The sequence below is a fragment of the Halomonas sp. 3D7M genome (assembly GCF_014897885.1).
Taxonomy (GTDB): domain Bacteria; phylum Pseudomonadota; class Gammaproteobacteria; order Pseudomonadales; family Halomonadaceae; genus Vreelandella.
On the sequence record NZ_JABUZF010000135.1, the window covers coordinates 4705 to 12865 of the forward strand.

Annotated in this window: 7 protein-coding genes; 3 read left to right on the forward strand and 4 right to left on the reverse strand. The window is 51.8% G+C overall.

Annotated elements, in window-relative coordinates:
• Together INT22_RS20370 and efp are read right to left on the reverse strand one after the other, a co-directional pair.
• Positions 1 to 308 (reverse strand): amino acid--tRNA ligase-related protein (locus tag INT22_RS20370; RefSeq protein ID WP_319022049.1); only part of this gene is annotated, 308 nt, incomplete at its 3' end.
• Positions 309 to 425: 117 nt separating this feature from the next.
• Positions 426 to 992 carry an elongation factor P gene (efp, locus tag INT22_RS06460; protein ID WP_009721928.1) on the reverse strand — a complete coding sequence of 189 codons (567 nt, stop codon included), beginning with the start codon at positions 990 to 992 and terminating at the stop codon, positions 426 to 428.
• Positions 993 to 1111: 119 nt separating this feature from the next.
• Between efp and epmB the strand changes: the two genes are divergently transcribed.
• Positions 1112 to 2134, forward strand: coding sequence for an EF-P beta-lysylation protein EpmB (gene epmB / locus INT22_RS06465; protein ID WP_193061257.1), 1023 nt, complete (start codon positions 1112 to 1114; stop codon positions 2132 to 2134).
• A 99-nt stretch (positions 2135 to 2233) separates the two neighbouring features.
• On the opposite strand, the gene leuA is transcribed toward epmB, so the two are convergent.
• Both leuA and INT22_RS06475 read right to left on the reverse strand, forming a co-directional pair.
• Positions 2234 to 3940: a 2-isopropylmalate synthase gene (gene leuA / locus INT22_RS06470; protein ID WP_193061256.1), complete on the reverse strand. Its 1707-nt coding sequence runs from the start codon at positions 3938 to 3940 to the stop codon at positions 2234 to 2236.
• 16 nt (positions 3941 to 3956) lie between these two features.
• A complete protein-coding gene (locus INT22_RS06475; protein WP_193061255.1) occupies positions 3957 to 4841 on the reverse strand; it encodes an ion transporter in 885 nt (294 codons plus the stop codon).
• 159 nt (positions 4842 to 5000) lie between these two features.
• On the opposite strand from INT22_RS06475, the gene INT22_RS06480 reads away from it, so the two are divergent.
• Together INT22_RS06480 and INT22_RS06485 are read left to right on the forward strand one after the other, a co-directional pair.
• The gene (locus INT22_RS06480) at positions 5001 to 7832 is read left to right on the forward strand and encodes a monovalent cation/H+ antiporter subunit A (RefSeq protein WP_193067906.1); all 2832 of its coding nucleotides are present in this window, start codon (positions 5001 to 5003) and stop codon (positions 7830 to 7832) included.
• Positions 7832 to 8161, forward strand: a 330-nt coding sequence (locus tag INT22_RS06485; protein ID WP_038485658.1) for a Na+/H+ antiporter subunit C, incomplete at its 3' end; no start/stop codon positions are given. The genes INT22_RS06480 and INT22_RS06485, both read left to right, overlap by 1 nt.

The following is an 8161-nucleotide window of genomic DNA, read 5'->3' on the forward strand; positions in this document are numbered from 1 at the left end:
CGCCTGCCAATTTCACCATCACGAAAACTTTTAGCTAGTTGAAATATCGACCCACTACCTGCGGCCAGCAGGCGCTTCATATGAAACTCGGGCGACGTTTGTAGCCATAGCCTACGCTGGCCTTTATCAGTACGCGCCATGCTAGACAGCGAGACTAAGTGCACATCGGTGCTGCCACCCTGCCCCAACACCGGTGTTTCCACCTCCAGCACATCCCGCTCAGCAAAAAATGTACGCACCCCAGCGAGTAAGCGCGCACGCTCGCGCAACGTTTCGATACTTGCCGTTGGCTGCCAGCTAGCCGTCATTTACGTCCCCTCCAATGCTATAAAGCCACGCATGGTCATCACGTGGCTTTATAAAGTAGATGCTTTCGCGGCTAACTAACTACCGGTCACTCGGCAGTGCTTATGCTCGAGAAACACTTATGCTCGAGAAACATAGTCGCCAGAGCGCGTATCAATCTTCAGCACTTCACCCTGGTTGATAAACAACGGTACGCGCACAACCGCACCGGATGAAAGTGTGGCAGGCTTAGAACCGCCCTGGGCAGTGTCACCTTTCAAACCTGGATCCGTCTCAACCACTTCCAGTTCAATGAAGTTGGGTGGTGTAACGGAAATCGCTTTATCGTTCCAAAGCGTAATAATATAAGGCACCTGCTCCTTGAGCCATTTTTCAGTATCGCCCAACGCTTTCTTTTCAACGGCGTACTGCTCGAAGGAACCATCCGTCTTCATGAAGTGCCACATGTCGCCGTCGGTGTAGAGATATTCCATCTCCAAATCCATGACATCGGCACCTTCCAGTGAGTCACCGGATTTGAAAGTACGCTCGCCAACACGGCCAGTCATCAGGTTGCGTAGCTTAACGCGGTTAAATGCCTGCCCCTTGCCTGGCTTGACCAGTTCGTTCTCGACGATAGAACAAGGATCTCCGTCGAGCATTACTTTCAAACCGCCTTTGAATTCATTGGTAGAATAGTTCGCCATGATGCCTCTCAGTGTTTTATTTCAGTAACATAGTGCGCGAAGCCATGCTTCGCCGTTGATAATGTCGTTGTAAGCGTCGTCTAATAAGTGCGCGCATGATAACCCGAAGGAGGGCTTTTTTGCAGGAGAACATTATTATCGCTGATAAGCGCCCGTCTACCCAGATTTACGCGTCATGGCAGCGGCAGCTTTCCCAAGCGATTCGCGACCCAGCCACTTTGTGCAAGCGCTTAAACTTGGACGACAGCTGGCTACCTGGTGCTTCCACTGGGCACCAGCTGTTTGAGATCTGTGTTCCCGACGCCTATCTTACGCGCATTGACCCCAACGACCCCAATGACCCTCTGCTCCGCCAAGTACTGCCGGTAAGCGATGAAGCCTCAACACCGCAAGGTTACGTCACCGACCCGCTAGAAGAAGCAGAGCATCAGCCTGTTAAGGGGCTCATTCATAAGTACGCTGGCCGCGTGCTGTTAATTGCCAGCCCTAACTGTGCAATCAACTGCCGCTACTGCTTCCGGCGCCATTTTCCCTACAGTGACAACTCTCCTTCCAGAGCGCAGTGGCAGGAAGCACTGGACTACCTGCGCGCCGACACCACCCTTCATGAAGCGATTCTTTCTGGCGGTGACCCGTTGGCCGCCAACGATCGTCAGCTGGCGTGGCTGGTGGAGCAGCTTGAAAATATTCCGCATCTCAAGCGGCTGCGCATTCATACACGTCTACCCGTAGTGATCCCCGACCGGGTTGATGATGCACTTCTTGACTGGCTAGCGGCGACACGCTTGCAAAAAGTCATGGTACTGCATATTAACCACGCCAATGAGATTGACCAAGCGGTCATTGATGCCTGCACACGCTTAAAGCAAGCAGGTGTAACGCTGCTCAACCAAAGCGTGTTACTACGCGGAATAAACGATAGCGTCAGCACCTTGGCGACTCTGTCCGAACGCCTGTTTGAAGCGGGCGTATTGCCCTACTATTTGCATGTGGTCGACCCCGTGCAAGGTGCCGCCCATTTTGACGTCCCCGATGAGGAAGCCAAAGCACTGGTTAAGCAGTTACTTGAACACTTGCCAGGCTTCTTGATGCCCCGCTTAGTGCGCGAAGTGCCTGGCAAGACTAGCAAGACGCCGCTGTAGTTCCCATAACCATGCTAGCTGTCACCACCACATTAGCTAACGATAAGGAGGCCAACGCCTCCTTATAGGTCTGCTAGCAATCACTTCAAGCCGAGTGATTTAGCCTAGCGTTTCTGCAGTCACATTGGCAGCCGGCGCTTGGGTGGAGTGATGACGGTTAATGGCGCTGAGCACACCTTTCATCGACGCGCTGGTGATGCTTTCGTCGCTGCCGACACCAAACACGGCTTTGCCATCAATGCGCACCTCAACATAGGCGATTGCTTCGGCATCGGCCCCTTGTCCGCGGGAGTGCTCATGGTAATCAATTATTTCTACCTCCTGACCGCTGGCCACCAGCGCTTTCACAAACGCGGCCAAGGGGCCGTTGCCCTCACCAGTTAGCGTTTGGCGCTCACCTCCGCTTTCCAGTATCGCTTCAAGCGCAACTTTTGGGCTTTCTGGCTCAGAGGAAAGGCGATGACTTATCAGCGCCAGCGGCGAATGCTGCTCCAGGTACTCATCAGCAAACGCCTGGTAAATCATTTGTGAGGTAATTTCGCGCCCAGTGCGGTCAGCGACTTCTTGCACGACTTGGCTAAACTCGATCGACAGTCTGCGCGGCAGTTCAATGCCGTGCTCCTGTTCCAGCAGATAGGAAATACCGCCTTTTCCAGACTGACTGTTAACACGAATTACTGCTTCATAGCTACGCCCCACATCCAGCGGGTCAATAGGTAAATAGGGTACATCCCAAGGCGCCTCAGGATGAGCACGACGATCTGCCATGCCTTTTTTAATCGCATCCTGATGCGAGCCTGAAAACGCCGTAAATACTAAATCGCCGACGTAGGGATGGCGTGGGTGGACGGGTAACTGATTGCAGTACTCGACCTCGCGCATAATGGGCGTAATGTTGGAGAAGTCTAGGTTCGGGTGAACGCCTTGAGTATAAAGGTTCATCGCAAGCGTCACGATATCCACGTTACCAGTACGCTCGCCATTGCCAAACAGCGTACCTTCCACCCGGTCAGCACCGGCCATTAGCGTCAATTCTGCCGCCGCCACGCCAGTACCGCGGTCATTATGCGGATGCACACTGACAATCAGCGTATCGCGCTTTTTAACATGGCGACAGAACCACTCAATTTGATCAGCATAGTTATTGGGTGTTGCGACTTCTACGGTGGCCGGTAAGTTAACAATCATCCGGTTATCAATGCTAGGCCCGAAGGTATCCATCACCGCTTCGACAATTTCCACCGCAAAGTCCATCTCCGTGGTGGTGAATAGTTCAGGCGAGTACTGGAAGGTCCAGTGAGTCTCTGGATTAGCGGCCATTAAATCGCGGATTTGCGCCGTTGCATCAACGGCGATCTGCACGCACTCTGTTTTATCTACATTAAACACTACCCGCCGAAACATCGGGTCGGTGGCATTGTAGACGTGCACAATGGCGTTTTTAGCGCCTTTAAGGGCTTCGAACGTGCGTTCAATTAAATGCGGGCGCGCCTGAGTCAGCACTTGAATCGTCACATCATCAGGAATTTTATCTTGCTCAATCAACGAGCGGACAAAGTCGAAATCAGTTTGTGATGCCGATGGGAAGCCCACCTCAATCTCTTTAAAACCAACGTTCAGCAGTAGATCAAACAAACGCTGTTTGCGCTCTTGATCCATGGGATCGATTAACGACTGATTGCCATCACGCAAATCTACACTGCACCAAATCGGGGGCATGTCGATTCGCTGGCTAGGCCAGAGGCGGTCAGGCAATTCAACGGCCACGAAGGGGCGATATTTTTTAGAGGGATCGGACAACATCATGACGTCGCTCCTGTCGTTAATCTGTTTTTGGCAACCCTGTATTAGGTTGGTCGGTTTGGTCACTTGAAGTTGATGGAGTGCCTTTATGGGCCATGGCAGCCTCCATACGATCAAGCTGCGCTTTTAACGTATGCACGTCGCTACGCAACGCTTGAAGCTGAGCAGAATCTCCCTCACCGCTATCCAACTCCATCTGCGCACTCTCCTTTTGCATAACATCGAGCACGATACCAATCATCATATTGAGGAAAATAAACGCGGTAAGGAATATAAACGTCAAATAATAGATCCAACTCCAAGCATAGACCTCTTGGGTGGCATACATGACGTCAGTCCAATCTTCAAACGTAGCGATGCGAAACAGCGTGAGCATCGCTACGGAAATGTTACCCCATAAAAAGTCGTCAACGTTATGGAATAAAAAGCTACCCAGAGCAGCATAGATATAAAAGATGATAAACATCAGCAGTACGACATAGCCCATCCGGGGGACCGACTTCACCAACGCTCCCAGCAACATTTGTAGCTCAGGAATCATCGACACCAAGCGCAAAACACGGAAAATTCGCAGCAAACGTGCCAGCAGTACCATCTCCGAGTCGTCCATGGGGATAAGGCTAGCGGTCACTATCAGAAAATCGAAAACATTCCAACCCTTCTTAAAAAAGCTGACTAAGTTGCGCTCGGCTGCCATTCTGATCAAAATCTCAATCAGAAAGAACACGGTTACGGCGATATCAAGATAAAGCAGCCACTGCTCTATTCGGGAGGTTTCCTCATAGGTTTTCGCGCCTATTACCAAGGCAGAAATCACAATGATGGAAATCACGGCGCCTTCAAACAGCTTGTTCGAGCGCAGCTTTTCGAAGCGGGCTTGCCAGGTATTGAATGGTTCACTCATGGAACAGGGAGTCTCTAAACGGTTAACGGCATCACTTTATACTAAAATCACGTACTTACTATACAAGTGATATCCTGTTGTTTCACTTGAAGTATCTCCGCCACCCAGGTAGCGATTGCCACCTTGGTGTTTCACGATTTTTTTGCGCTGGATAAGCCCATGACACTGCTGTGGATAGCCTTACTGCCCCTGTTAGGCGTGCTGGTGCCGGCATTAAATGCCAAGCGCGGCCGCACCCTGTGCTCGCTGGCGACAAGCATACTGCCCGCTGTTGCCCTGCTGCTGACACTGTTGCAGATCCCCGCCCTGTTAAAAGGTGAAGCGCTGCGTTTTAACGCGGCATGGATGCCTGAGCTAGGCCTTGAGCTGGCATTTCGTTTAGATGGCCTGTCGTTGCTGTTTAATCTTTTGATTATTGGCATCGGTCTGCTGATTTTATTGTATGCACATTTTTACCTAGACAAAGATGAGCCATTCGGACGTTTTTATGCCTTTCTGATGCTGTTTATGGCATCGATGGTGGGCATTTCGATGTCAGACAACCTCATCTTACTCTGGTTATTCTGGGAACTAACCAGCCTTTCGTCATTTTTGCTGATTGGCTTTTGGTCGTACCGTAGTGATGCCCGTAAAGGTGCCCGCATGGCGCTTACCGTTACCGGTGCTGGCGGTTTGGCCCTGCTAGCGGGTCTCCTACTGCTGGGTGACATGGCCGGCAGCTATCGAATGGACGATGTACTTAGCAGCGGCGCTGCCATCGTCGCCGATCCTCGCTATCCGCTGATGCTTGGACTAGTTCTACTCGGTGCATTTACCAAATCGGCTCAGTTTCCCTTCCAGTTTTGGCTACCTCATGCCATGGCGGCCCCAACGCCAGTCTCAGCGTATCTGCACTCTGCCACCATGGTGAAAGCGGGTATTTTTCTGATGGCACGTTTACATCCGGCGATTGCTGGCAGCGAGCTTTGGAGCGTAGTGGTGCCGCTCATAGGTACTATCACGCTGCTCTACGGCGCTTGGTTTGCCCTGTTTAAGACCGACCTAAAAGGAATTTTGGCGTTTTCAACCGTCAGCCACCTAGGCTTGATCACCGTATTATTGGGTATTGGTAGCCCAATGGCAGTGTTAGCAGCTCTGTTTCATATTTTGAATCATGCGGCCTTCAAAGCGGCCCTATTTATGAGCGCAGGAATTATCGACCATGAAACGGGCACCCGAGAGCTCAAGCAATTAGGCGGCCTGAAAAAGGCGATGCCTGTTACAGCGCTGTTGACCACATTGGCCGCCGCAGCCATGGCAGGTGTGCCGTTACTTAACGGATTCCTCTCCAAAGAGATGTTCTTTACCGAAACACTAGCCACCCCGGTACTAGGCGGACTTAGTTGGTTACTACCGGCATTGGCAGCGTTAGGTGGCATGCTTTCAGTGGCTTATTCATTGCGTTTGGTACATGCGGTATTTTATAAACCAGCCAAAGAAGCAACACCTAAAGCGCCTCACGAACCACCTCATTTAATGCGCCTGCCCGTGGAAATCCTAGTGGCCCTATGTGTCTTGGTCGGACTCTTTCCAGCCTTTTTTGCCACCGGCATTTTACAACTGGCGACCCAAGCCGTATTGGGCGAGCCGCTTGATTTCCATTTAGCTATTTGGCACGGCATCAACTTACCATTGATGATGAGTGGGCTGGCCTTTGTTGTGGGTATCACGCTCTACTGGCGCCATAAGAATCTACGCCGCTTTGTGCAATCATTCCCCAGTATTGATGCGCGCCGCATCTTTGAGCGCTTTATCGTCACTCTGGGTTATCGCGCCGAACAGCTTATTACCAAGCTTGAAGGAAACTCGCTTCAGCGCTATATGGGTTGGCTGCTTTTCGCGGCGTTACTGATGGGTGTGATTGGCCTGGCCAGCATTGACGGCCTAACCGGTTCAAAAGGTAATCAGCCAATTGATGGCATTGTTTTACTAGGTGCCGGCATGCTGATATTCGGGGGAGTAGCAACTGCCGCTGCCCACCGCTACCGGCTAATCTCTTTGCTGATGCTTTCGGTCGTAGGCTTATTCGTTGCCCTCACCTTTGCACGCTTTTCTGCCCCAGACCTGGCACTGACACAGCTATCGGTAGAGGTTGTTACCATGATACTGCTGATGTTAGCGCTATTTTTCTTACCCCAAAAAACGCCGCGTGAATCGAGCCCCAAGCGCAACGTACGGGATATGTTACTGGCAGGCGCATTAGGCTTAGTGGTGGCTAGCCTTAACTATGCGGTGATGACACGTGAGACGCTGTCGATATCTGAGTTCTTCGTTGAAAACAGTAAACCTGGCGGCGGCGGGTACAACGTCGTCAACGTGATATTGGTCGACTTCCGTGGCTTCGATACGCTTGGCGAGATTACGGTGCTGGCCATTGCTGGCTTAGCCATCTTTAAACTATTGAACCGGCTACGGTTGTTTATCCCGCATAGCGATGGCGAAGGTCGTGTTTGGTCGCCTGATCGCTATCCCGCCATTTTAACGTCGATTTCTATGACGTTACTGCCCCTGGCGCTGCTGGTTTCTGCGTTTATCTTCTTACGCGGCCATAACCAGCCTGGCGGCGGGTTTATCGCCGGCTTGATTACGGCTGTCGCACTTATCTTGCTGTATATGGCACGCGGCGTGGAGTGGGCACAAGAGCGTCTAAACTTCCCCTTCCAGCCGGTGGCCGTGGTAGGCGTTGCCATTGCAACACTCACAGGGCTGGGTAGCTGGCTTTTGGGCTATCCGTTCCTGACGTCATCTTTCGGCTACTTTACGCTGCCACTGATTGGCACCTTTGAACTGGCTACCGCTCTGCTCTTTGATCTTGGCGTTTATCTAGCGGTTGTCGGTGCAACGCTGATGATTCTGGCCAACCTGGGTAAAGTAACCACGCCACACCGACCCGTCACCGAACCCAAAGCAAGCGATGATTCGAGTACGCCCACTAACAAGGAGTCCCACTAATGGAAATGCTCTATGCCATTACAACGGGCATATTAACTGCGTGCGGACTCTATCTAACACTGCGCGGGCGTACGTTCCCCGTTGTGGTTGGTCTGACGCTGCTCTCCTACGCGGTCAACCTATTTTTGTTTTCCATGGGCGGCTTAACCACGGATGGCGCTGCTCTGGTAAATGAAGGCACGAACATTGCTGACCCGCTGCCCCAGGCACTGGTATTAACAGCGATCGTGATTGGTTTTGCGATGACCGCCTTTGTGGTCATCCTGGCCATGCGTGCACGCAGCGAAGTAGGTAACGACCATGTCGACGGCAAAAAGGAAGACCACGAA